Below are 24,814 nucleotides of genomic sequence, written 5' to 3' on the forward strand. Positions count from 1 at the left end.
GTTATACTAATAAATATGAGCAATATTAGAAAGATGCCCATAGGCATTCAAAGCTTTGAAAAACTTATAACAAACGGCTTTTTTTATGTCGATAAAACCGAATATATATGGAATATGATTAAAAATCCTGTTCCATACTTTTTAAGCCGTCCGCGCCGTTTCGGGAAAAGCCTCCTTCTTTCCACATTAAAAGCCTACTTCCTTGGTCAAAAAGAACTATTTAAGGGTTTAGCTATAGAAAAACTTGAAGAGAGCGAAAAAGACAAAAGAGAAATCTGGCAGGAATATCCTGTGCTCTATTTGGATTTTAACATAGGAGTTTACGATACAAATGAAGGTCTTTTAAATAGGCTTAATTCTTTTTTACAAGAATATGAAAAAATATACGGCAGCACAGGTCTTGATCTTCCTGACCGTTTTCAAAATTTGATAAGGACAGCCTGTGAAAAAACCGGCAAGCAAATAGTTATTCTCATTGACGAGTATGACAAACCTCTTCTGCAAACTATGTGGAAGGATGAGCGCCTAAACGAAATCTACCGCACAATTTTAAAAAGTTTTTTTGGAGTGATTAAAAGTGCTGACCAATATCTACGCTTTGTATTTTTAACGGGAGTTACAAAATTCAGTAAGGTTAGCATATTCAGCGATTTAAATAATCTTAGAGATTTGAGCCTGTTGCCGGACTATTCTGCTCTCTGCGGTATCTCACAAGAAGAACTTGAAGAAGACTTTAAACCTGAAATTAGATCTCTTGCAGAAAAAAATGACATAAGCTATGAAGACGTTCTTACAAAGCTAAAGCAAAGATATGACGGTTATAAATTTTCCGAGATTGGAAAAAATATGTACAATCCTTTTAGCTTGTTAAATGTTTTTGCCGCCGGAAGGATGCGAGACTATTGGTTCGCAACAGGTACTCCGACCTTCTTAGTCAACTATTTAAAAAGAGCTCATTATAATATTCCCGACCTTGACGGTAATGTAAAAATGAACGAAGCCGGCTTAGAGACTTACAGGGCAGATGCAATTAATCCGCTGCCGATTCTTTTTCAATCGGGCTATTTGACAATTAAAGATTATAACGATTTTTCGAGACTTTACCGTTTAGGTTTTCCTAACGATGAGGTAAGGTACGGTTTTTTAGATAATTTGCTTCCCGCTTACACCCCGATACGGACCGACAAAACAGGACTTTCAATTTGGGAATTCTATGAGCAAATCGAGGCCGGAGATGTGGACGGTCTTATGCAAAAGATGAAGGGCATAATATCCGGAATTCCATACGATAATTTCACAGAAAAAGATCTTACCTTGCGCGAGCAAAACTATCAAACAGCGGTTTATCTTGTGTTCGCACTTATGAACCAATTTGTACACACGGAAGTACATTGTGCAACAGGGAGAGCCGACTGTATTGTTGAATTAAAAGATAAGGTTTATATATTTGAATTTAAACTTATCTCAACCGGAACGGCTGAAGACGCTATAAAACAAATCAAAGATAAAAACTATGCCGGTAAATATTCGGGCAGCGGTAAAAAAATCATCATCGTAGGTACAAATTTTGATGAAAAAAAAAGGACTATTCAGGATTGGAAGATTGAGGAATTATAATATCTCATGCACTTTGTAAAAGCAAAAGGAATTTTATCTCCTAAAAATGGAATGAATATTTATAGGGGCTGCTCCCACGGCTGCATCTACTGCGACTCAAGAAGTGAATGCTATCAAATGGCTCATGACTTTGAGGATATCGAAGTCAAAGAAAATGCAGTAGAACTTTTAGAAGAAGCCTTACGAAAAAAAAGAAAAAAGTGTATGATCGGAATGGGTTCAATGACTGATCCCTATCTTCCTCTTGAAAGGGAACTAGGTCTTACAAGAAAGATTATCGAAACAATTTACAAATACGGTTTCGGCTTTACCCTGATAACAAAATCTTCCCTCATCCTTAGAGACTTGGATCTTCTAAAAGCAATAAACAAAAAAACAAAATGCGTTGTTCAAATGACACTGACTACCTATGATGATTCCCTGTGTAAAATACCGGAGCCCAATGTTGCAGTAACAAGCGAAAGATTTAAGGTATTAAAAAAGCTGAATGAAGAAGGAATTCCGGCAGTGGTTTGGCTTACTCCCATTCTTCCATTTATAAATGATAATCCTGAAAACATAGAAGGCATTTTGAGGTATTGTATTGAGGCTAAGGTCTTAGGAATAATCTCATTCGGGATGGGATTAACTCTAAGAAAGGGCAACAGGGAATTCTTTTATAAGAAACTTGACCAACATTTTCCCGGATTAAAACAAAAATATATCAAGCTCTACGGAGAAAACTACTCGGTAATGAGCCCTCATAATGCAAGTCTTATGAATTTATTTTTTAAGCTATGTAAAGAAAACGGCATCGAGCATAATCCCGATAAGATATTTTCATATTTAAACAAGTTTGAAGATAAACAGCAAACGCAATTGGAATTTTTTTGATAAGTTTATTGTTGATAAAATCACATCGAATCTTGTTTTTTTTGGAAAAATTATATATAATTATCTAAGGAGGATTACAATGAAAAATATAACATTAAGCCTTGATGAAGATATATTAACAGCCGGACAGGAATATGCTAAAAATCAAAATATTTCTTTCAATAGCCTAATTCGTAAATTGCTTGAACAAACAATTCACTCTCAAAAACACAAATGGCTGGATGATACATTTTCTTTAATGGATAAAGTTTCTATTTCTACAGAAAAAAAACAATGGACAAGGGATGAGTTATATCGTGAATAAAATATTTATTGATACAAATATACTTGTTTACGCACTTGACAATCGAGATAATGATAAAATGAATAAAGCACGCAATATATTAAGAAAGGTAATTTATGAAAACAAACCGGTAATATCTGCGCAGGTAATAAATGAATTCTACGTTGCTGCAACTAAAAAATTAAGCATAGACAAAAATCTTATAAAAACTATAGTCCACAATTTTAAAAATATGGAAATTATAGCAAGTGATTTACAATTAACAGAAAATGCTATAAAGATAAGTATAGAATCACAGATATCCTTTTGGGATTCATTAATTATTGCTGCTGCTGAAAAAGCTAATTGTAAATTGATTATATCCGAAGATTTAAATTCAGGACAAAAATATCAAGACATTTCACTTATAAATCCATTCCAAGAGGAAATATAGCTACCCTTGACTATTCCTATAAAAAGCACTATCATAATATTAATTCCTTATGAAAGATTTACGAAAAAGAACCTTCAATGTTTCAGGTCTTAGTTTTTTGGTTTATTCTCTTTCTTCTATTGCAATCTCGATATGTCTGGTAAATATTAAAAGAGACTTAAATTTTTCGCTGACACAAGCGGGCTTATTCGGAATGCTTTGTGCTATCGAGCAGATGATAATTCTTTTTATAAGCCCCATCTTTGCCGCAAAATTCGGTAAGATAAAGGTACTAAGAGTATCTCTTTTGATATTAACCGCAGGGCTTTTTTTCTTTTCAAAAAGCATCAACTTTGTTACGGCTCTTTTAAGCACCCTTTGCATGGGCTTGGGAGTTGCAAATATGGAAGCCCTGCTGACTCCCATAGTAAACGATTTATATCCGAACGATACCGGAGCCAAGATGAATATGATGCACGCCTTCTGGCCCTTGGGAACTTGTTCCGGGCTGATAGGTTTCGGCTACATCCTTTCAATAGGAATAAACTGGAGATATATTTATATAGGCCTATCGATCTTTGCACTCTTAATTTGCCTTTCCTATCCTTCATCAAAAAAAATAGACCTCCCGCCCTCGGACGGAAGCAAGGCAGCCTTTAAAGAAATATTTTCCCTGCCCTCCTTTTGGCTTTTCGGCCTTGCCCTCTTCTTTGCAGGAGGAGCTGAAGGAGCCTTTGCTTTTTGGTCGGCTACTTTAATTCAGCTTTATCTAAAGGCCTCTGCCTTTTATGCAGGAATTGTAACGGCAAGCTTTGCCCTCGGAATGTTTATCGGAAGATCCTTAAACAGCAAGATCTTAAAAAAAGTTTCTATTCAAAAAGCGATTATAGTTTCTTCAATTGCGTCATTTATAGTCAGCCTCTTATTTATTTTTGTAAACTCTCTTTTAGGCCTCGCTGCTTTTTTATTTTGTATGGGGCTTTGCCTTGCATGCCTTTGGCCGACAATTCAATCCTTTGCCGCTGCCATCCTTCCGGTAGATGCTACAGCCCTCATGATTTTTTTATCATGTTTCGGCGTGCCCGGCTACAGCACTGCAAGTTTTATAATGGGAATAGTAGGCGATAAATACGATTTATTCATTGCCTTTATTACGGTAGTACCCGTATTTTTAATTTTGGTTCCGATTCTTTTTATCATGGGCTGCAAGTTTTCAGGTTCGCCTAAACTACGGCCGGTAAAAAGAAAAGTATGATTGGAAATTGGAGGAGTGTATGATTAATTTTAAAAAGGGAATGTATGAGTTAAATGATGAAAAGAATTTCAACTTTCAGCTAAACCGTTTAATTAATTGGGACGGAGGGAATTTAGAAGAAGTTAAAAAGGTTTCATCATCGATTAAAACTTGTGAAGACTGGCAGAATGTTCTAATAGACTTAGGCGACAAGGCCTTAAATGAGGGAAGAACTGAGGAAAGCATTGCTTATTACCGCATGAGCGAATTCTTTATGAGCGATGATAATCCGAACAAACTAAAATATTACAGTCTTGCAGTAGATCTTTTTTATAAGCACTATCAAAAATATTTCGATGAAGGAATTGTAGAAAAACTATCCGTTCCGTATAAAAACATAAATCTTCCTGTGCTGCATGTTCAAGCAAAGGGTGAAAAATTGGGAACCATATTGCTCCATGGAGGAAATGACAGCTATATGGAAGAATTCCTTTTTCCTATTCTGTACCTTTCCGAAAACGGCTATGAGGTTTTTCTTTTTGAAGGTCCCGGACAGGGAGGCGTGCTGCGTGTACAAAAAATGGGATTCACCTATAAATGGGAAGAACCTGTTTCTGCAATCTTAGATGCCTTCAACTTGAACGATGTAATAATCATAGGAGTATCCTTAGGAGGAATGTTGGCCCCACGTGCTGCCGCCTTTGAAAAAAGAATAAAGAAAATTATAGCATGGTCGGTATTTCCGAATTTTATGTCGGTCGCCCTCCACCATCTTCCATGCGTTTTAAAAACCTTCCTCATTCTTTTATTGAAGTTAGGCTGCAAGCATATAGTCAATTTTATCGCAAGACAAAAAATGAAAAAAGATCCTATGATGGAATGGGTTTTTAAACACGGTATGCACGCTTATTCGATGCCGAGCCCCTATCATTATTTAAAAAACCTAAATAATTTTCAGATTCTTAATATAGCCGATAAAATAACTCAGGACATTTTAATATTGCACGGAAAGACCGATCACTTTATCGATTGGCGTTTATACAAGCCCGAAATCGATTCTCTTGTAAACGCCCATTCCGTTTCTCTTCGTCTTTTTACAAAGGAAGAAGAAGCCTCGGATCACTGCCAATGCGGAGACACAAAACTTGCCCTTGATACAATCCTTTGCTGGCTTAAAAGTTTTAACTCATAATAAATTTTATATAATGGTAAAAAATGAATTTATTGGATAAGGACAAAATCGAAGAAGTATACCGCCGCCTAAAAAAGAATAACCCTAACCCGAAAGGCGAATTACACTCTGCAAATATTTTCACTCTTTTGGTGGCGGTAGTACTATCGGCTCAGGCAACGGATGTCGGTGTAAACAAGGCAACAGGCCCTTTGTTTAAGGCAGCCGACACGCCTCAAAAAATGATAGAGCTGGGCGAAGAAAAAATTCGCGAGTACATAAAAACAATAAATTTATATCCGACAAAGGCAAAGCGTATTTTCGAATTAAGCCGCATAATCCAAAACGAGTATGCAGGAAAAGTCCCCGATACTATGGAAGAACTTATAAAACTTCCCGGAGTCGGCCGCAAAACGGCAAACGTGGTTTTAAACATGGGCTTCGGAAAACCTGCAATCGCAGTTGATACGCATATCCTCCGCACAGCTCCTCGCATAGGACTCTCATCGGGAAAAACTCCCATTCAAGTTGAAGAAGACCTGCTTAAAGTAACTCCAAAAAAATATTTACTCAATGCTCACCACTGGATTCTCCTCCACGGCAGATATATCTGCAAGGCCGGAAAACCCGAATGTGAAACCTGCTTTTTATCGGATATCTGCATGAAGAATCTATAAACCTAAATTGACTTCTCTTGTCTGCTGACATTTCTCTCATCTTGAGCATTTGAATTTTTTTACGATTTATAGTATTATAATAGAATAATTTTTGGAGGAATACTATGAAAAAGACAAAGATAGTATGCACAATAGGCCCAGCTTCCGAGTCGGAAAGGGTCTTAACCGAAATGTTTAAGGCCGGCTTAAATGTGTGCCGCCTTAATTTTTCGCACGGAAGTCATGAAGAACATAAAGTTAAAATAGATCGAATAAAAAAAATAAGGGAAGAGCTGAAAATGCCCGTTGCCATCTTATTGGATACAAAGGGACCCGAAATCAGATTAGGTGTTTTTGAAAAACCTGCTCAAATTGTGCAGGGACAGGAATTTATTATCACGACAAGAGATGTTGTAGGCACAAACCAGATATGCAGCATTTCTTACAAAAATATCGCAGCCGAAGTTAAACCGAAAAGCAGAATCCTTATAAACGACGGATTGCTGGAATTACAGGTTATAGATATCTTGAATGATACGGACATAGAATGTGTTGCAGTAAATTCGGGAACCCTAACCAGCCGAAAAGGCGTAAACATTCCGGGCCTGAGGGTAAACCTTCCTTACATGAGTGAAAAAGATATTTCCGATATCGAATTCGGAATTCAAAATGATGTAGATTTTATTGCAGCTTCCTTTACCCAAAGAGCCGACGATATTATCCAAATAAGAAAACTTTTGGAAAAACACAAAAGCAAAATCGGCATTATCGCAAAAATAGAAAATCAAGAAGGCTTGGATAACATAGATGAAATCTTAGCGGCAGCTGACGGAATAATGGTTGCCCGCGGAGATCTAGGTGTCGAAATAGAGCCGGAAAAAATTCCTCATCTTCAAAAGCGTCTTATAAAAAAAGCAAACCTTGCAGGCAAACCGGTTATAACCGCTACCCAGATGCTTGAATCGATGACCCACAACCTGCGTCCGACACGTGCTGAGGTCACTGACGTTGCAAACGCCATCTTAGACGGAACATCAGCCGTAATGCTTTCGGGAGAAACGGCAGCAGGAGAATATCCCGTCGAAACTGTGGCCATGATGACTTCCATTGCAAAGTCTATCGAAGAAACCTTAGATTACGAAAAACTTTTCGTTGAAAATGTTTCTCTCCATGAAACCACAATCACAAATGCCATTGCAAGAGCCACATGCTCCACCGCCCTTGCCCTCGATGCAAATGCGATCATAACGGCATCCGCTTCGGGAATAACGCCTAGGGCTCTGTCAAAATTTAAACCCAAGGTACCGATTATCGCTATCACCGAATCTCCTCAGGTTATGCGGAAGCTCGCCCTCGACTGGGACGTATATCCGATTTTAGCCGATCCTATAAAATCGACCGACAACATGTTCGATGTTTGTTCTCAAATTGCAAAGAAGACAGGTCACGTAAAAAAAGGAGATATAGCTATCCTCACGGCGGGTATACCTATAGGAAAGGCCGGATCTACCAACCTCTTAAAGGTAGAAATAATAGAATAAGGTAATTACAAAATGGAAAAAAAATATGCTATTTTAATTGACGGCGACAACATAGCTCCTTCCTATCTTGATTCGATAATTTCCGAAGTTTCAAAGGAAGGAGAGGTTCTGATAAAAAGACTTTACGGAGACTGGACTACTCCAAACATGAACGGCTGGAAACCTTGGCTTGAAAAAGTCCCCATCAGACCAGTCCAGCAATTTAGAAACGGTCCTAATGCAACCGACAACACAATCATAATGGATGCCATAGAACTTGCAAACACAAATCAGGGAATAAATGCCGTCTGCATAGTTTCTACAGATTCCGATTATTACAGCCTTGCTCTCAAACTTAGAGAATACGGACTCTATGTTTTGGGAATCGGAAGGTCCAATGCAAAACCTCTTTGGGTAAATGCATGTAACGAATTTAAGTACCTTGAAAACTTTGATGAAACGGAAGAATATGAAGAAGACGCAAAAAGCGGTAAAAAGTCTAAATCCCTCGAAGAACTTATCTGCCATGCCTATAGAAATTCCCGCATGACAGAAGAAGGCTGGGTAAGCCTCTCCGACCTGGGAAATTCCATCCGTAACTTTATGCCGGAATTCGACCCGCGCTCTTACAGCCACAACACTTTGAGAGAAATAATCGATGCCCTGTCGGACGATTTCGAACTTAGTTCGGATGAAAGGATACCGCCCAACTATTGGATAAAGGCAATAGGCCGAAAGGATGAAAAGCCCAAGGTAAAGGGAAAAATAAAACGGCTTATGAACCGCTACGGAATTATCGAAAACGAAAACGGAGACTTTTTCTTTTCGTTTACGAACATCGATAAAAAGTGCAGAGATAAACTTATAAAAGAGGGAACCCCGGTAAAATTCAGGGTGTTCAAGATGCCCAATCCCAAGGGCGAAGACTCGGCTGACAGAAACGGCAAGGCAGCCGAAATCGAAATAATAGGTTAAGATCATGGAAAATAAACAAGAAAAAGACAAGATAGTAAAATTTGCAGCGTTAAAATTATGGATCCGAATGTCGGCCCTTGTAATCGGAGGCGCAATTTTTTATTTGAATATATCTTACATGAAAGAGGGAGAGTATTCCATAATTGCCCTTATTTTTGGAACCCTGTTTTTAGCAGCAGGCCTTTTCGAAAATTCGTGGTATTTTAATATCACAAAAGAACAGGCTATTCAAAAAGCGGGAATATTCTTTTTTCCAAAAACAAAAATTATAAATTTTTCGGCAATCCACAGCATCGAAATTGAAACCTTCAAAAGGCCGGCTCGTTTCGGTACCTTTACCGAGGTTAAGATGATCTTGCTTGACGGAAAAACAATAGTTATCGACAATGATAAAACAAAGGTTCTTCAAAGACAGCTTGAAGAAATAGCTGAAGTTCAAGATGCAATAAGACGTCAAAGTCATAAAAAAGCCGAAGACTTTTTTAACGCAGTGGCAGCCGATATTTTAAATCCTAAGGAATAAACCTTTTGAAGCCCTTAAAAATATTTGTATTTTTTATCTCATTTTTTCTTTTATGGAGCTGCAAACGTCAAGAACAGTCGGATACATTCCACATTCCTTTTTTAAAAGAAAAGGCAGAAGAAATTATTTTTATGGTAAACGATAAGGACTGGGAAGGCATAAGAGAATTAAGCACCGAAGAGTTTAAAAAAAATTTGGATGAAGAATTTATAAATTTAAATACTAAAATATTTTTTGAACCTGCCGGAAAATACCTCTACACAAAAGAAGCCTATTTTTTGGAAACAAAGGATAAAAACTCTGGCGAAGTTATAGGGATTATTATCGTTAAGGCAGGATACGAAAATAAAACCCTATGCTACACCTTCAATTTTGCAAAGGACACTAAACTCATAGGCTTTTTCTTAAAATAGATTTTATGGCTTCTTAAATGTTCTAGCAGCCGATATTTTGAAGCCCTAATCTTCTTTTTCCCAGAAGTATGTAAAAAAGTAACTTGTTATATCTTCAGGATCAGTCTCATCGCTTAGCTTATAAGCATCGGTACCTCGTTGAATTGTACATTGAGTTTTTTCGGTAAAAAGTTTGGAAAGCAAATACATTGCAGGCCTGTTATCACAGATGCCGAGCGTCCAAGCCGAGGGTTTTAAGCTTGTCAAAAAATGACGGGATTTGGCATCCTTTGCGGCAGTTTTTTCCATATCTGATTTATGCGAAAAGTCGGAAGAAATCAAAAGGAAGGCATCCTCATCCTTGATAGAAAAAACTTTTTTGATCGTCTCATAAAGTTTAACTGCAAGGTTCATATTTACGGGAGGTTCTCCGCAATAAGCAAGCGCAACAACCTTCGCTTCCGGAAAGTATTTTTTTATGTAGGGAATCAAGGTTGAAACGCCGTGCTCATAAACAAAGACTTCATCATCAAAGGGTACATTAAAAAGCCGGGCAAGTTTTTCGCATCCTTCCTTTTCGGAATGAACAAGCCCGTCTTTGGTATTCCATGATCCTTGAGTCAACGAAAAATCGTATAAAGAAAGGCCCCAATGAGAAGGACTTAAAACGTAAAAAGTTTTTATATCCCTTGCATCGGCAAGTTCGGTAAACCAATCATTTATTAAAGCATCGGTTAAAAGATGGTGACTCACCGTCCCGCCCCAAGGCTTCGCCCCCTCAGGCAAGGAAGCTTCCTTGGGGATAAATCTCGTTGCGGGCGGCCTTTCCCCGTCGGAACTCCATGTTCCGAAAATTTTCTCGGCATCTTCAGGTCTGCCGTTTCTGCCCGTACAAGCCGTAAAACAAAAACAAATAAAAAATAAAGCTCTGATAAATTTCATATCAGCTAAAATTCATGTCCATCAAAAAAAGTTAAAAAGAAACGTTCTGAGCCCAGAAAGGCTTTAAACTTTCCATGTCTTCATCGGCATAGACTCTTTCTTTCCATTCTTCATTCGTCAGGCGGTTATAAATGTCCTGTTCAAACTCGTAATAGTTAAAACAATAACCGACAGCTATCCGCTTTCCGCCTTGAGCATCGTTTAAGGGCACGTAAATTCTGTAGGGAATACCGACGGCCGTTTCAAGGACAAAGCCATCTTCCGCATTTGTAAAAACATCTGCAACCAAGGCCATGCGAAGCTGCTCAGGCTCAACATGTGCATTTATCGAAGGCATAAGAATACGGGCCAAGAAGGCCGGCATAACTGTTATCCATTTTAAGTCTGCTTCAGAAACGGGCTTATCTGCAATTTCAAGCTTAACGATATCGGCTGCATGCAAGGCCGTTTTTTTAAACATTTCAAGCTTTTGCAAATTCTTTTCATCTATAAGCTTATAAGGCTTTAATGCATTTATAAGAACATCCACAGAAGAAGCTGCGTTTTCCCAAAATGCTAAGTTAGGTTCTATATAATGCACAGGATCGGGAACCTTCTTTATCCTATAGGTAAGATCGGCAGCGGGGCCGCCTCCAAGTTCTGCAAAAGCCTGCTTTGTATATAGAATAGTATCATGCCTTAGCTCGGTCCATGTCCCGTGAGCTGACAATAAGGACTTTACACTCCATGCGGGGCTTTCGGTAAAATAAAAACCTGAACCTTGTTCAAAGCGGACTTGCAGTGCTATCTCGTTCAATGTTTTACCGTAATAGGTTTTTCCCAATACTTTATCGGGAGAAGATACGGCTTCTTTTGCAATTTTATCGAGAACCGGTTTTAGCTCGGGAAAATCGGAATAATCTTTTTGCAGCAATAAATCGGCAGACCTTGAGCCTAAAGCCTTCATAATATCGAGCCCCTTCACATGGGTGCGGCCGTACATCCTAGGCGAGCTTACCAAACCGTGAACATAAGAGTCAAAAGTAAACCTCTGCCCGAAAAGTCTCCAGCCCATAGGGGGCTTTCGTTCTTTATCGCTTCCTTCGGCAGCCATGTAGAAAACGGAAGAACCTACTATCGCAGGAGGGCTTAATTTTTCGTGAGCCGACTTCATAAATGCGAGCAGGTTGTTTTTATCGCCTGCCCATTTTTCAAAGTCTTTTACATCATAGCTTTTCCAAAGGGGCAAGACTTCTTTAAAAGAAAGGTCATCGGATAAACCGATTAAATCGGTTATAGGATCAAAAAGAGCTGCCCATTTTTTATAAAGCTCTTCATCATTTTTTACAAGCTCGGTAATCAAAAGAGCTATGGGCTCCATGTGTAAGGTCAATGCATCTGCATCTGAAGCGGCCGTTCCGTCTTGTGCTAAAACTTGAGGCCCCTTATCGACAATTAAAAAATGGGTGCGGCCGAACCACATCATAGCCCTAAAATAAGCGGACAAGATGCCGTTTTTTGTGTAGTGCCCTCTCGGTTTATATTGGGAGTAATCTTCTTTTGTAAAAACTCCGTCCTCAAATGTAAAAAGCGGAGAAACTGACAGGCCTTGGGCCTTATCTATAAGATTTATTTCTTCACTTACCGTTTTAGGATATTTTGCAAGAACTTCATCTTTCTTGGGTTCTTTATAAACAGTCTCATCGGAGCCGTACTTATTTTTTTCAACTACAGCTTTAGGAGCAAGTTCCAATAGGGCGCGGGCAACTTGAAAATAAAGTTTAGCCTTTTCTAAGGTTTCAGGTCCTGCTGTCGGAAAGCCTTTTTGATTTACATTATTTAAACCGGCTTCAAAGGCTGCTACAAATTCAAGCAGTCTAGGCGCAAAAAAATTCTCTTCAATATTTTGTAAGGTTCTGTCAAAAAGAAGATGCTTTGCATGGGCCATTAAATCGGTTGTAATAAAAAGCGTAGTGCCGTCTTCTCTGAGAAGAGTTCCGTTATAATTATCTTCATATGAATCATAATGATAACCGTAATGATTTCTATACAAGGCAATCATATCATCCCCGGCCATCATATGCAGATAATATTCATCCGGCTTAACTTTTTCAAAAATTAACCTATCCCTTTCCAAGAGGGCCTGATGATCCTTGCTTAAAAAATCATAACCGAATACCGTGTAAAATTCTTTAGGCGCACCATTTGTTAAATACCGCATAGAAATCATTTGATTTTTTTTCAAATCATTGCCCATACCTGTAAGGTCGGCTCCAAAAACAAGTCCTTTTTCTCCGTTCCAGGTTGTGCGGTAAAAATAGTTTTGATTTTCTTGAAAGCTAAAAACACCGAAATCGAATTCATCATTTTCATCTTTAGGCGGAAGTTTTACAAAATCTTCTTCAATGTTCAAAACTGTTCCAAACGGAATCGGAATTCCTTTAGGCAGTTTTTCTAAGTCTTCTTCAGATTTTAATTCTGCATTAGGATAGAACAAACAAACATCGCTTCCGACAACAGCTGTCTTTCCTTCTTTCACCTCATTAAAGGGGAAATCTTTAAAAACAAGTTTATCTTTTAAATATTTTTGATGAGCCTTAGGTGCATTCGGTTTTTTTTCAAATTCTGCATTCAAAAGACTGTTGTAGATTATCTCTTCTATGTTCTTTTTTGAAGCAGCACCTTCTTCAGTTTTTTCAGACTCTGATACTTCGCCGACAGCCTCTGCCGGCAATTCGGCAGTATCAGCCTTATCGGCAGCCGGTTCATTTTTTTCTTTTGCATTACAAGAAAAAAAAGATAAAACACAAATAAACAATACAGACATAAAAATAAGGCCTAGGCCCTTCTTTTTAAATTGAAACATTTTAAAATTCCTCCGTAAAAAACGTGATGTAATCATAGCACAAACGAACCCGATTGACAAGCTAAACCAAAAAAAAGAAAATACTCCTTTTAAGAGAATACAAAACTTATGCTAAAATATGACCTGCGTATAAAATTATTAAAAGGCAAAGCTTGGCTCGCCGTTCCTCAGTTTGAAAATCATCTTCTTGACGAGTTAGGAATTCCGCATGGTACGGCTCCTATGGAGATTAAAAATCTTCCCAAAGATGCTGCTGTCTATGGTAACATAGTGTACAGGGAAAATTTTCCGAAAGATATTTTTTGGAACCGCCTTTGTATGGAAGAACCATTTATAGCGGAGTTTTCGAGCATAAGCGAGGCCGCCGATATTTTGCGCTCAATCCAAAGAAACTGGGCCTTTGTCCCTTTTAACTGTTTTAGGCGGGCAGATCTCATCGAAAAAAAACTGCCCTTTATAAGCAAAAAAGAAAGGGACTTTCCCTACGATGTTCCTTTAGCAGAAATGGGAATCTGGACCCTCTTAAATGAAAATCAAATTTTTGCGTCGGCCAAAACTTCAAGTCCCTTTCCCCGCGGAGAAATTTTCTTTAAGGAAGATAAGATAAATCCGCCTAGCCGGGCCTACTTAAAAATGTGGGAAGCCTTGACCCTCTTAAATTTTTACCTAAAAAAGCACCAAGAAAAAAACGGTCTTATTGAAAAAAGCAAAACCTTACCCGCAGAGGTTTCCAAAAACGCCCCTTCCCTGCCGGCAGCCGATTCAATCTGCCTTGATGCCGGAGCCTGCCCCGGAGGCTGGAGCTGGGTCTTGGACAGTTTAGGCTGCAAAATTATCGCAATCGACAGAAGTCCCTTGCGCCCCGATTTAATGGCAAAGAAAAATATAGAATTTATAAAGCATGATGCCTTTACCTTAAAACCTGAAGAGATCGGAAAGGTAGATTGGCTTTGCTCGGATGTAATCTGTTATCCTCCGAGACTTTATGAATGGATTATAAAATGGATTGAATCGGGACTTTGCGAAAAATTTATCTGCACGATAAAGATGCAGGGAGAACCCGATAACGAAACCGTAAAAAAATTTGCGGCAATTCCGAACTCAAAGATAGTTCATCTTACGGCGAACAAGCACGAGCTCACCTGGCTAAAAGCCCCATTCATATAACTGTTAATGCTTACTTACCAAAAAAACTGCGCTGTCCGGCTTTTACCCATCGGCCGGGACTTTTGGATAAAACGGGAAGCTCCAGTTGATTGCATATCCAATCGGCAAAGACCTCATCTTCAAAGCCTTCAAGCTTTACCAAAAGAGTCTGCACTCCGGGAAGCTCAGCCTTTCTTACGGCATCAACCGTTTCTTCTGCAATACGGGCAAAGGCTGCCGAGGCTGCCGAAATATTAGGATTACCGCAAGGCACGTCCGCATCACGGTGAACAAAGACTAAACGGCCTTGCGCTTTTTTTATATAGTAGTTTTTTAAAACAAAGGAAAGAGCGGCATTCGCAGAAACAAGGTCGCTTATCGTATTGTCTATAGAAAGGGCATCCGTCCCCGGATATATTTTGGAATAAGCAGGAGCATCAAAAATCAAAATCGACGTATCGGCCGCGATATTTATATTTTTTAATTTAAGGGGAATAGCCTGAAGAGAAAAAAGGGATGAGCGGTTCCATTCTATTTCGGTGGTAACACCGCTTTCTTTATTATCTTCTTTATACTCCGAACTCAAACACACCTTTAAACCCTTATCTCTAAGGCGGTTTGCAAGCTCTTGTGAAAACTTTAGCCTATTATCCGTAATAAAAATTCCTGAATCCATACTCAACTATACCATAATTAACTGTCTGCCGTCAATGACTTATCTAATCTGTAAACAAAAGTTTACTTTATTTTTGCTTAAAGCCGAGACCGTAAACCTCCTGCATATCGCAGACCATTATAAAAGCCTTTTCGTCGATTTCGGTTATTATTTCTTTTGCTCTTACAAATTGCGCACGGCTTACAACGCAGAGAAGTACAGGCCTATCCTGCTTTGAATACATACCCTCTCCTCGAAGAAGGGTAACACCTCTTTCAAGCTGACTCATAAGAGCTTCGCCGATTTCTTCGGGCTTAGAACTGACAATGAAAAAGCCCTTAAAATAACCGAAACCGTCAAGAATCATGTCGGCTATCTTTGTACAAAAGAAAAGAGCTATTAAAGAATAAAGCGAAGTGTTCGGGTTATTATCTACAACACCTGCAAAGATTACTATTACAAAGTCGGCTATGGCCATTCCCTTTGCAATACTTAAGCCCGGAAAATGCTTGTTTACAATAGCTCCGGCAAGGTCGGTTCCGCCCGTCGTAGCTCCGCACTTAAACACAAAGCCCAAACCTACACCTAAAAGAATTCCTCCGAAGGTTGCCTGCAAAAAAAGATCATTGGTAAACACAAAATCTTGAGGCAAAACAGCCAAGACTCCCGAAAGCACCAAAATAGAATAAAGGGTATAAACAGCAGACTTTTTACCCAAAAGTTTTGCACCAAAAATAAATAAGGGTACGTTTATGACCAAATTCGATATGTATACCCTTATGCCGGTCAACTTTTCGATTGCAACCGACAAACCGCTCACCCCTCCCGGTGCAATTGTTCCGGGAATAAGAAAAAACTGCAATGCAACCGCAGCAAGGACGCTTCCAACAGTAACCCAAAAGATATCCAGTAACGAGCCTATAACAAATTTTGTAGAAAGGTGTTTGGCAGGTAATATTTTTTTCATAATATACATTCTCCAAATTGGAAATATACTACATCATTTTATTAAAAAAATCAACATATCACTTTGACACATGATTGCAAATGTCGAAGGACGAAGTACAATTAAGCATTTGACACTTGAACTTCGACATTTGTCGTTTACCATTCGACATTTTAATCATTCGACCAAGGGTTTCTCTCCTTAATACTCTTCCGAATTCAACATCTTCACCCTTTCTTTCCAATCGGGGAGGTATTTAGTCATATATCGCTTAAAGCGCTCGTTATGAAGCCTTTCTTTAAAATGAACAAACTCGTGAACCAGCACCATCTCGGCACATTCGCAAGGGAGGGCGGCTAGCTTTGTGTTTAAGGTGATTATGCCCGTATAAGAATTGCATGAGCCCCACTTGCTTTTCATATCCCTGTATTTTATCTCGGAGGCGGTTTCTTTTATCTTGGCTTCCCAAAAGGGGAGGATTTCTTCAACATAAAGCTCAAGCTCCTTTTTATAAAGGCGGTTTAAGATTGAAGGGCGTTTTTTGGGATCGGCTCCGGGAGGCTCTTTTAAATAGATAAAATCGTCATCGACTGCAATGCCTGCATTTTTTTTAGCCTTTAGTATTTTGATCTTATAATCGGCACCCCATAAACTTACCGTAGAGCCGTCCTTCAATGAGGCCTTTACATTCTTCTTAAAAATCTTTTCTTCTATCCGCTCTTGATGTTTTTTTATCCATGCAATATTTTCTTTGACAAAATCCAAGGCCTTGCTTTGAGGATAGTTTTTTGGAACATGGATACAGGGGATGGCCGTTTTAGGCGATACGGTAAGTCTGAGCTTCCGCCCCTTGGATTTTGCCCATTCGATTTCTACCCCTTCTATTTTAATCATCATATTCTAAGATTGTATTTTTTGGCGATGCCAGGAAAGGATTTTAGTTTTAGCTCTTCTCCGTCGGCCGTCAAAAGGGTTCCTTCAAAATGACCGTAAACGGTGCTGTACTCAGTCCTAAAAACGGCAGCATTTACTCGCTTGTAGTTTTTTGAAACAGGAAAAAATACAAGGTCTACCATGCTTTCGGTATCCTGTATTATCCATTTTCCCATGATACCGAAGGGACGGGTAATTTTAACGGGAGGAAGAGGGGTACGCTTCCCGTCATAGAGCATCATATTGTCGTTGTATTTATTGCTGTCGGCTGCTATCGAATTTGCAAGATAAAAAACCAAGGATTTGCCGTCGAACTTACCGAGTCCGTTTACAAGGGTGCGCTTTGACCTAAACCCGGTGTAAGCCTTTCTCACATCAAAAACCCCTACGGCTGTCTCTTTTTTTAGCTGAATGTCTTCGTTATAACCCAAACTTATCCAGCCCTTTACGGTACCGGTCTGCATGTACATGGCCATACAGCGGCGGCTTACATAGTTAGGAATTACGCAGGAGAAATCTACAGCTTCCTTATCCCGAATATCCAAATCAAGACGGCCCTCACAGGAGGGGCGGGAGTCGCGGGCTAAAAAGTCAAAGTCGGCATGAAGCTTCCCGTGGGAAAGACGGGAAAAGATACGGGCATATCTATAAGGTTTCCGGCAGGCTGTAACACTGTAGCTTATGTGCTTTGGGATATGAATAAAGCCGCCCGGCAGGTATTGCCTGTAGGCATATTTTTGCTGAGTTTTACGAACCCAAAAGGTTGTTTCCATAAAGGAGAAGATATAGCACGAAAAAAAGGCCATTTCTCCTATTACCTCATCATCGCAAAACAAAAACCTCATCGTTCCCGAAATTCGGGCATTGGAAATTATCCTAGGGAGGGGCAAATTACCGAAAACCCGATAGAGCCCTCTTATATCGAATTTTTTAAAGCAGCCTGAAAAGGTTCCGAAATTCGATTTTCCGTTTTGGACAGGCTTATCGGGTGCAGGTTCTATCTTGCGCGTGTACAAGTTATCATTAGCCATAAAAAGAATGTTAGCACAATTTGCAAAAAAATAAAAGCCTTTTCACTAATGAATTTTTAAGTTTTGCAAAGACCTGATTTTCCGGTTCTAAATATCGGCTGATCCGTCTTTTACGGTAATAATCTTGTCCGCCCTAGCCTTTAAGGCTTCGCTTACATGGTGCGAAATTATTATACAGGTTAGTTCCTTTTGGGATAACACGGTATTTTCTATTTCGGCACTTGTTTCCTTATCTAAGGCGGAGGTTGCTTCATCCATCAAAAGAATTGGGGAATCCTTTACCAATGCCCTTGCAATGGCTATACGCTGTTTTTCTCCGCCTGAAATTTTCGAGGCTCCCTCGCCTATCCTTGTTTCAAGTCCGAGAGGAAGACCATCGATAAATCTTTGTAAACCGGCTTTTTTACAAGCATCCTTTATTCTTTCATCGCTTATTTCTTCATTATAAAGGGCAATATTGTTTTTGATTGTATCGTCAAAGATAAAGGGAGACTGATGCACTACCGAAACAAGCTTAAAATAAGAGGCATCGGGAATCTTGCGGATATCCGTTCCGTCTATTTTTATAAGCCCCTCATAGCCGGTAAATTTTTTATATAAAAGGCTTAAAAGGGTGGACTTTCCCGAACCGCTTTCCCCGACAATTAAAACCTTTTCGCCTTTTTTTACGCTAAGATTTATATTTTTTAAGGCAGGAAAAACGCCTCGATTTTCTTCATCTTCTTCATCCTCGTCATCTTGAGGATAGCTAAAACTCATATTTTCAAAACTTATCGAGTCTTCAAAAGAAGTTTTTGCTTCCACATCTTTGAAAGAGCCGTCCTTTTCTTCCATGTTTAAAATCTCATCAAGGTCTTTTATTACCGCTTTTGAAGCTAAAAGCGAAGTTATGTAGCGTGTCAGGTTACTCAAAGGGTAAACGATAAAGACAACAAGCTGGCTTGCGGCTATTATTACCGAGATTTTAAAAAAGCCCAAGAGAACCAAAACGGCGCCTAAAAAGAAAACGCCTATGTAGGTTATGTTGGAAAGTAAGTCTCCGAGGCTTCCCATAAAGCCGTTCATGCACATGTCTTTAAAAGAAGCTTTTTTATAACCGGTGTTCGCATTGCGGTGAAGAATCTCGATTTTTTCCTGAAGGTTATAGGACTTAATCAGATCAAAGGCGGAAAATACTTCTTTTAGGGTAATGGTGTAGTTTTCGCCCCTTTCAATATAGTCTCTTTCGGCCTTGGCTACAGGCTTCACCGTAAATTTGGGTACAATGAGCTGGATAAGACCGGTAAAAAGCACAAAGAGGGAAAGTCTCCAATCCATAATCGAAAGCCAAATAACAGAAACTACCAGCTGTAAAAATGAAGGATAAATTCGGAAGATTGTCCAAAAGTAAGATTCTTCCAGTTTTTCGACATTCTTTGTAAGAAAGGCAACATAGCTTCCCGAATTGCGCGAGGCGTATTCGCCTGTGCTCATGGTTAATATTTTTTTCATCAAGGCTTCCCTCAACGAAAAAACCGCTTGTGCACCTGCTTTTTCGCGTACCCTTGTAGTCAAAATACCGACCAAAAAGGAGATAAGAAGATAGGCTACTGTGCCTATGAGGTACAAGTGCAGCTTTTCGATAGTTCCGTTTGTTGCATAGTCTATTGCCAGCATCATCACATACGAAACTCCTACTTCCAACGCAGTGGAAAGGGCCTGCAAGACAAGGTATAAAACCATATACCATGTCTTTAAAAATTTGAACATAATGTTCCTCCAAAATATTTTTAATAATCTTTAAATATTTTCTCCAGTCTTTCTTTTCCAATGGTTTTCATAAAGCCTGCAAGGCGCGGCCCCTGATCTTTTGAAACGAGGGCTTGATAAACGGCAACAAACATTTGTTTGGGTTCTAAGCCGCATTCTTTTGCAGCATCATAGAGGGCTGTCGAAAAGGTCTTTTCGTCCATCTCATCCATTTTTGGCAAAAGGGAATCCCTTATCGTTTTAATAGCCTTTGCTTCGGCCTCGTTCAAGCGAGCCTTTGAGCCGTCAGTTCTTAAAGCAAACTTAAACTCTTCGGGAGCACCTCCGTCTGTAATCCAGTTCCATGCACATTCGGCTCTTGTCTTCAGCCTGTCAAGCTGGCCGGGCTTTACATCGGGAAGAGCCTTTATTACCGCATCTATATCTCCGGAATTTATTTGCAAAAGATTGCACAAATGTCTAAAAGGAATTTGATAAGAAATACACTCAGGCATTCCGTCTATTTGCGAAAGCTCATAGATTCTATATTCTTTTTCGAAGGTCTCATCGTTTTTGGCCTTTTCGGCCTTCCAGGCAATGCGTTCCGTCTTGTCGTAGTCCTCGTAAATCTTAATTACATCAAGGTCAAAGCTGATAACGAATTCGGTGTTGGGTCTTGTGCCTGCAAAAAGATAGCGGGCAACTTCGGGCTGGTAAACTTCGAGTACCTCGGCAAGGCTTACAACCTTTCCCTTGGAAGAGGCCATCTTTCCGGGCACTCCCTTTAAGCCGATAAAGTCATAGCGGAAACTTACAGGGGCAGGCCAGTTATAAATCCGGGTGGAAACTAAGCTCGCCGTATCAAAGGAGCCGCCTTGAGAGTGATGATCCTTTCCGGCAGGCTCGAAGACTGTTTTTTCAAAGGCCCAGCGCATAGGCCAGTCAACCCTCCAGCCCAGCTTTGCGGACTTAGCCTTGCGCAAGTCCAAGTCTTCGCAATGTCCGCACTCGCACGAATAGCGTAAGGTCCAATCATTGTCCCAGGACTCTATCTTTGTCGTGTCCTTGTTACAGGCGGTACAAAAAACCGAAACGGGCCAGTACTCCTCGGTAATCTTATGGGCCTCATCGCGGTAGGTGTTTAAAATTTCTTTAAGCTCTTCCCTATTGTCCAAGGCCTTTTTCATTCCTTCAGCATACATTCCCTTTTGATAGCGTTCAGCCTGATAAAGATATTCGGGGTGAATACCGACTCTCGGCAATACGGATTCTACATCGTGTTCGTGGTGGCGGGCGTAGTTTTCGTCCCGCTCAAAGGTGTCGGGAACCATGGTAATCGGATAGCGGAGGTATTTTTCCAAAACTTCAGGCTTAGGCATATTTGCAGGAACCTTGCGGAATACGTCATAATCATCCCAAGAATAAATAAAGCGCACATTTTTTCCGCGGGAGCGCAAGGCTCTCACAACCAAATCTACGGAAATAATTTCGCGGAAGTTTCCTACGTGAACGGTGCCCGAAGGCGTAATACCGGATGCGCAAGTGTAAACATCGAGGTCTCCCCTCTCTCTTATGATTTTTTCGGCAGTCTGATCTGCCCAATGCAATAATTTCTTTTCGTTTGACATAATTTCTTCCTTACAAAACATTTAAAATAAACAAAACAGGGTATTTTATCCGAAAAAAGAGAGGGTGTCAATCCTTGTACAAAAGTGCAATCTTTGCTATAATCCGGCCTATGATAGATAAACCGATAACCGATCCCGTCTTAATCGAAAAATTTAAAACCATGCACGAAGACGGAATGACGGTCTTTATGCTAGGCGAAGGCCAAATCCGCGGGGCTTTTTTTCACGGAACCCGCTTTGTAAATAAGATGAGGGTACAGCACTCCTTAGGGCTTTTGGAAAGCCTTGCACTGGGTCATGCCTCCCTTTGCGGAGCCCTCTTAATTCCGACAATGAAGGGAAGGGATAGAATCATCTTTAGATGCGATACCCAAGGCCCCCTTGTGGGCTTTAGCGTCGAAGCCTTCAGCGAGGGCTTTGTAAGGGGCTATCTTTTGGAAGACCCGATAAGACCTGATGAATTGTTAGAAACATGGGACTTAAAGCCCCTCTTCGGCGAAGGAAAGATTTCGGTTATCCGCTTCCCCGAAGGAGCCAGGGAACCCTTAACGGGAATCATCGAGATAAAGCACAAAAACATAGCCCTTGACCTTTCCGAATATTTTTTGCAATCGGAACAGACCGTAACGGGCTTTAATACAGGCGTCCAATTCGACAAGGAAGGAAGAATCATCGGAGCGGGAGGCATGTACATTCAGGTCATGCCGGGAGCCGAAGAAGCCTTGATAGAAAAGGTAGAAATGGCCTTTGCGGCCTGCCCCTCGATAGGCCAATGGTTTGCGGAAGGCGGAGACAGGGAAGATGTCATTTTCGGCCTTTTCCGTGACTGCAATCCGAAAGTTCTAATAGAAAGAAAGATAGACTTTTATTGCCCCTGCTCGGAAGACAATTTCCGAAATAAGCTTTTTACTTTACCCGAAAAAGAACTTGCAGACATGTACGAAAACGGCCCCGATCAAATCGAGCTTTATTGCCATAACTGCGGCTCAATCTATAAATATCCCAAAGCAATTTTAAAGGAAAAAATCGATGTACATTAAAAAACCCATGGAAATAGAAAATAAGAGCATGGATATAATTGAAGAGAGCATGAAGGATGTTGCTTTCACGGAAGAAGAAAAAATTATAGCCAAGAGGATGATCCATACTACGGGTGATGTCGACTACCGAAAGATAATTGTCTTTCAAAATAATTTTATAGAAGCCGCTAAAAAGGCTCTTCAAAAGGGCATAACTATTTTTACCGATACCAAGATGGTGATGACAGGCATCAATAAACCCGCCCTTTCAAAAACCGAAAATAAACTTTTATGCCTGATCGATGACGATAGAGTTTTTAAGATGTCCAAGGAAGGAGGAATTACACGCTCTTCGGCAGCCGTAGACCTTGCAGTCCAAGAAGGAGCAACAGCCTTTGTGATAGGAAACGCCCCTACAGCCCTCTTCCGCCTTTTAGAGCTATGTGAAGAAAAAAAAGTTTCCCCCGATTTTATAATCGGAGTCCCCGTCGGCTTTGTAGGTGCCGCCGAATCAAAGGAAGCCCTGCGTTCCGTCTCCCTGCCCCAAATCTCTACCGTAGGCACCAAGGGTGGAAGCAATGTCGCCGCCTCCATCATAAACGCCTTGCTTTATATGATGGTCGAAAGGGAGTAAGGAAAAGCTGCATTAAACAAGCTCTTCGGTGCGCCAATCCTTGATGGTGCGTTTTTCTTCATCGAAGCTTGCACCTACGGCAAGGATTGTTTTTTTGACTCCTCCTGAACTTGCTTCTTTGTAGGGAGCTGCGTAATTCTTTTCTTTTATCTGCTTTATAGCATCTTCTGCCGTTCCCCTTCCTTCAAGCTTAAATTCAAAGATGTAAATTCTATCTTGGGTATGGACTATACAATCGGCCCGTCCTGTCGCACAATGAATTTCGGTTTGCACAAATTGGTTCATCAGAGCAAAGATGAGGTAGACAGCGGCCTGATAGTTTTGCTCCCTCAAGGCGAGGTCTTTTTCTGCGAGATTATCGTATGGGATGCCTGAAATAAGAGCCTGCATTTTTTTCATAAAGGCATCTACATCTCCCGCTTTGAGGGCCTTCGTAAATTCCATTACCGAAACGCCTGTCTTTTCGGCCCCTATAGGGGTAAAGGCGGGCATTAGGTTGTGCAAAAAGCCGTAGCGCACCTCATCGTTCGGGAAGCCCAAACGGTAAAGACCGTACTCCTTGTCATAATCCTTTATCGTCAAATAGCCCGCCTGAAAAAGTATCGGAATGGGGAGAATGGGATCGGCCCTGTAAGCATTTAAGCCGTATTCGTCAATCTGAATATCCCCGTCCAATTCGGGGATGTAGTAATGCCCTTCTTTTAGGTACTTAACCAAGAAGGTCGGGGTGCCGGTGGCGTACCAATAGCTTGCAAATTCTCTTGACATAAACACATTTAGAATACTAAAAGGATTATACATTGAAACACCGCTTCTTGCAAATTTGTAGCCGTCATATTTCTTTTTTAATTGGGCAAGGGCCTCATCATAGCTCATCTCATTTCTTTCGGCTAAGGCCTTAATTTCAATCCGAAAGTTTGCTTCAAGCTCTTCTTGGGATATGCCGCAAATACCGGAAAAATCGGAGAGCATACTTATATCCCGCAAGTTGTTTAAATCGCTAAAAATGCTTACCTTACTGAACTTGGTAACTCCGGTTAAAAAGGCAAAGCGGAGGGAAGCATCTGAGCTTTTAATTACTCCGTAAAAGCCCTTTAAAATAGTACGGTAGGTTTCATTGAGGCTTAAGTTTTCCATGGAGCTTAAAAGAGGCTTATCGTACTCGTCTATGAGGATGACTACCTGCCTGCCAGTTTTTTCGTGGGCGGCTCTTATCAGTTTCTTAAAACGGTCGGTAATATCCAGGCCCGTACTTCCGTAAACGGCTTCATATTGTGCTAAAAATGAGGAGAGGATATTTATCAAGTCTTCTCTTGATTCGTAAACGGCCGTATTAAAGTCCAAATAAAGAACGGGGTATTCCTGCCAAATCTCTCTTTTACCCTTGTCGGCTTCCTCCAAGCCTTCAAGGGCTAAGCCCTTAAAAAGCTCCTTCTGTCCGAGAAAGTAGGCCTTCAAGGTTGAAAGAAAAAGGCTCTTCCCGAATCTCCGCGGCCGGCTTAAAAAATAAGGAGTCTTATTGTTGATTAAATCCCATATATATTTTGTTTTATCAATATACAAAAAATCCGCTTCAATAAGCTTTTCAAAACTTTGAACACCTATAGGTAAACTGCGTTTCACTTCTGTCATCTAAAAGCCTCCCTATCTT

General features: G+C 40.2%; 23 protein-coding genes. 14 read left to right on the top strand and 9 right to left on the bottom strand.

From position 1 onward, the window contains the following. Nucleotides 1–15: 15 nt before the first annotated feature. The 11 genes from E4O07_RS09615 to E4O07_RS09665 all read left to right on the top strand — a co-directional run bounded on the left by E4O07_RS09615 (nt 16) and on the right by E4O07_RS09665 (nt 9,677). Complete coding sequence (locus E4O07_RS09615) at nt 16–1,617, top strand: ATP-binding protein (RefSeq protein ID WP_253685244.1); 1,602 nt, start codon at nt 16–18, stop codon at nt 1,615–1,617. Between the two features lie 6 nt (nt 1,618–1,623). Then, a complete protein-coding gene (locus E4O07_RS09620) occupies nt 1,624–2,490 on the top strand; it encodes an SPL family radical SAM protein (RefSeq protein ID WP_253685246.1) in 867 nt (288 codons plus the stop codon). A gap of 79 nt (nt 2,491–2,569) precedes the next feature. Further along, a complete protein-coding gene (locus E4O07_RS09625; protein ID WP_253677212.1) occupies nt 2,570–2,794 on the top strand; it encodes a DUF6364 family protein in 225 nt (74 codons plus the stop codon). A 58-nt stretch (nt 2,795–2,852) separates the two neighbouring features. Then, nucleotides 2,853–3,206 (top strand): PIN domain-containing protein, encoded by a 354-nt coding sequence (locus E4O07_RS09630; protein ID WP_253685248.1) that lies wholly within the window; start codon nt 2,853–2,855, stop codon nt 3,204–3,206. Nucleotides 3,207–3,255: 49 nt separating this feature from the next. Then, nucleotides 3,256–4,440, top strand: a complete 1,185-nt coding sequence (locus tag E4O07_RS09635; RefSeq protein WP_253730559.1) for an MFS transporter — start codon at nt 3,256–3,258, stop codon at nt 4,438–4,440. 19 nt (nt 4,441–4,459) lie between these two features. Beyond that, nucleotides 4,460–5,611 carry an alpha/beta hydrolase family protein gene (locus tag E4O07_RS09640; RefSeq protein ID WP_253685252.1) on the top strand — a complete coding sequence of 384 codons (1,152 nt, stop codon included), beginning with the start codon at nt 4,460–4,462 and terminating at the stop codon, nt 5,609–5,611. Nucleotides 5,612–5,634: 23 nt separating this feature from the next. Next, a complete protein-coding gene (nth, locus tag E4O07_RS09645; protein ID WP_253685254.1) occupies nt 5,635–6,267 on the top strand; it encodes an endonuclease III in 633 nt (210 codons plus the stop codon). A gap of 104 nt (nt 6,268–6,371) precedes the next feature. Beyond that, nucleotides 6,372–7,787, top strand: a complete 1,416-nt coding sequence (gene pyk, locus E4O07_RS09650; protein ID WP_253685256.1) for a pyruvate kinase — start codon at nt 6,372–6,374, stop codon at nt 7,785–7,787. Nucleotides 7,788–7,799: 12 nt separating this feature from the next. Further along, entirely contained in the window at nt 7,800–8,741 is a 942-nt protein-coding gene (locus tag E4O07_RS09655; RefSeq protein ID WP_253685258.1) for an NYN domain-containing protein, read from the top strand. Between the two features lie 4 nt (nt 8,742–8,745). Further along, entirely contained in the window at nt 8,746–9,264 is a 519-nt protein-coding gene (locus E4O07_RS09660; protein ID WP_253685260.1) for a YdbT family protein, read from the top strand. 5 nt (nt 9,265–9,269) lie between these two features. Then, nucleotides 9,270–9,677, top strand: coding sequence for a DUF3887 domain-containing protein (locus E4O07_RS09665; protein ID WP_253685262.1), 408 nt, complete (start codon nt 9,270–9,272; stop codon nt 9,675–9,677). A gap of 45 nt (nt 9,678–9,722) precedes the next feature. Here E4O07_RS09665 and amrB read toward each other — a convergent pair whose 3' ends face one another. Then, a complete protein-coding gene (gene amrB, locus E4O07_RS09670; RefSeq protein ID WP_253685264.1) occupies nt 9,723–10,598 on the bottom strand; it encodes an AmmeMemoRadiSam system protein B in 876 nt (291 codons plus the stop codon). A gap of 31 nt (nt 10,599–10,629) precedes the next feature. Next, nucleotides 10,630–13,443, bottom strand: coding sequence for a DUF3160 domain-containing protein (locus E4O07_RS09675; protein WP_253685266.1), 2,814 nt, complete (start codon nt 13,441–13,443; stop codon nt 10,630–10,632). 108 nt (nt 13,444–13,551) lie between these two features. Here E4O07_RS09675 and E4O07_RS09680 point away from each other — a divergent pair, with 108 nt between their 5' ends. After that, entirely contained in the window at nt 13,552–14,610 is a 1,059-nt protein-coding gene (locus tag E4O07_RS09680; RefSeq protein WP_253685268.1) for an SAM-dependent methyltransferase, read from the top strand. 10 nt (nt 14,611–14,620) lie between these two features. Here E4O07_RS09680 and E4O07_RS09685 read toward each other — a convergent pair whose 3' ends face one another. The 6 genes from E4O07_RS09685 to lysS form a co-directional block, all read right to left on the bottom strand. After that, the gene (locus E4O07_RS09685; RefSeq protein ID WP_253685270.1) at nt 14,621–15,265 is read right to left on the bottom strand and encodes a hypothetical protein; all 645 of its coding nucleotides are present in this window, start codon (nt 15,263–15,265) and stop codon (nt 14,621–14,623) included. Between the two features lie 67 nt (nt 15,266–15,332). Further along, nucleotides 15,333–16,211 carry a YitT family protein gene (locus E4O07_RS09690; protein ID WP_253685272.1) on the bottom strand — a complete coding sequence of 293 codons (879 nt, stop codon included), beginning with the start codon at nt 16,209–16,211 and terminating at the stop codon, nt 15,333–15,335. Nucleotides 16,212–16,391: 180 nt separating this feature from the next. Next, nucleotides 16,392–17,087 carry a YgjP family zinc-dependent metalloprotease gene (locus E4O07_RS09695; protein WP_253685274.1) on the bottom strand — a complete coding sequence of 232 codons (696 nt, stop codon included), beginning with the start codon at nt 17,085–17,087 and terminating at the stop codon, nt 16,392–16,394. Continuing rightward, complete coding sequence (locus tag E4O07_RS09700) at nt 17,084–18,154, bottom strand: DUF2804 domain-containing protein (RefSeq protein ID WP_253685276.1); 1,071 nt, start codon at nt 18,152–18,154, stop codon at nt 17,084–17,086. Before E4O07_RS09700 ends, E4O07_RS09695 begins: the two co-directional genes overlap by 4 nt. 87 nt (nt 18,155–18,241) lie before the next feature. Then, nucleotides 18,242–19,903 carry an ABC transporter ATP-binding protein gene (locus E4O07_RS09705; protein ID WP_253685277.1) on the bottom strand — a complete coding sequence of 554 codons (1,662 nt, stop codon included), beginning with the start codon at nt 19,901–19,903 and terminating at the stop codon, nt 18,242–18,244. 20 nt (nt 19,904–19,923) lie between these two features. Then, nucleotides 19,924–21,510 (bottom strand): lysine--tRNA ligase, encoded by a 1,587-nt coding sequence (gene lysS / locus E4O07_RS09710; protein WP_253685279.1) that lies wholly within the window; start codon nt 21,508–21,510, stop codon nt 19,924–19,926. A gap of 110 nt (nt 21,511–21,620) precedes the next feature. Between lysS and E4O07_RS09715 the strand changes: the two genes are divergently transcribed. Further along, nucleotides 21,621–22,550: an Hsp33 family molecular chaperone HslO gene (locus E4O07_RS09715; protein WP_253685281.1), complete on the top strand. Its 930-nt coding sequence runs from the start codon at nt 21,621–21,623 to the stop codon at nt 22,548–22,550. Then, entirely contained in the window at nt 22,540–23,163 is a 624-nt protein-coding gene (locus E4O07_RS09720; protein WP_253685283.1) for a precorrin-8X methylmutase, read from the top strand. Before E4O07_RS09715 ends, E4O07_RS09720 begins: the two co-directional genes overlap by 11 nt. Nucleotides 23,164–23,175: 12 nt before the next feature. Here E4O07_RS09720 and E4O07_RS09725 read toward each other — a convergent pair whose 3' ends face one another. Beyond that, entirely contained in the window at nt 23,176–24,795 is a 1,620-nt protein-coding gene (locus E4O07_RS09725) for an ATP-binding protein (protein ID WP_253685285.1), read from the bottom strand. Between the last annotated feature and the right edge of the window lie 19 nt (nt 24,796–24,814).

The organism is Treponema sp. OMZ 798, assembly GCF_024181385.1.
Lineage (GTDB): Bacteria > Spirochaetota > Spirochaetia > Treponematales > Treponemataceae > Treponema_B.